Genomic DNA, 1062 nt, shown 5'->3' with positions numbered 1-1062 from the left:
AAAACCTTACTTATTTTAATTTATAAGATAGTATATTCATACTTTCATTAAGCAATAAATTTTAAATGACATTAATAAACTTAAGACTAAAAAAAATACCTGGCTATAATCTCCAAGAAGTATTGATAGTGCTTGTTATTATTGGTATTTTACTGTTGTTAGCATTACCTAATCTTATGCCATTAATTAGTAAAGCTAAAAGCATAGAAGCCCAGACACAATTGAAATATATTTATAATTCGCAAACAACGTATCGTTATATGTATTCCAAATACTCCAACGATTTAAACGAATTGGATTTTATTGCTCCCAAAAGTGTTAAGGATGGAGGTACTAGTAATTATACTTATGATTTAATCAATGCTACTAACAGTAACTTTTTAGTTAAGGCAACTGCAATAACAGACTTTGATGGGGATGGCATTTTTAACGTTTGGGAAATAGATGAGAACGGCAATCCTAAACAAGTTGTAAAAGATTAATTGTGATTGTAATTTTTAAATTACTCCTTGCTACAGCATTAGTTATTATTTTCGTTCAAGATGTTAAAGAACGTCAAGTGTATTGGTTTTTATTTCCTTTAGTTGGTGTTTGTTGTGGCATTTTACACTTTAAATCAACGCTTACGGAACTATTTTTAACCTCTTGTATAATTAATTTTAGTTTTATTCTATTCTTACTAATGGTAGTCAAAGTATATTCAAAATTTAAACTAAATTTGAAGCTAAAAGATGTTTTTGGTTTAGGAGACCTATTTTTGTTTTTAGCACTTATATTTTCTTTTTCTAGCATTTCATTTATAATCACTTTTATTTTTTCATTACTATTTTCTTTGGTTTTACATCAGTTTAACTACTCCAAAAAAAACCATAACAATGTTCCACTAGCAGGATATATGTGTCTATTTTATTTGTTTACCTATTTAGGTTATTGGTCTGGGTTAATTGATTCTGTTTATAACATATAATAGATTTGAAAAACGAATTTGACATACCAACCCACTTATCACAACTCATTAGCAGTGAACAAGCCTATCAATATCAAATTGTGCCTATTGCTATT

General features: G+C 27.7%; 1 protein-coding gene. It reads left to right on the top strand.

Translation table 11 applies throughout. The features are described from left to right. Positions 1-65: 65 nt before the first annotated feature. Entirely contained in the window at positions 66-482 is a 417-nt protein-coding gene (locus tag IEW41_RS14465) for a prepilin-type N-terminal cleavage/methylation domain-containing protein (protein WP_188607086.1), read from the top strand. Positions 483-1062 lie beyond the last annotated feature (580 nt).

The sequence above is a fragment of the Aquaticitalea lipolytica genome, from assembly GCF_014641635.1.
Classification (GTDB): Bacteria; Bacteroidota; Bacteroidia; order Flavobacteriales; family Flavobacteriaceae; genus Aquaticitalea; species Aquaticitalea lipolytica.
The sequence above is the reverse complement of the archived record's forward strand: the minus strand, read 5'-3'. Positions and strand labels throughout refer to the sequence as shown.

Excerpts from the sequence above, each read along its gene's own strand:
- IEW41_RS14465 (WP_188607086.1), top strand. The coding sequence starts at position 66 with ATGACATTAATAAACTTAAGACTAAAAAAAATACCTGGCTATAATCTC.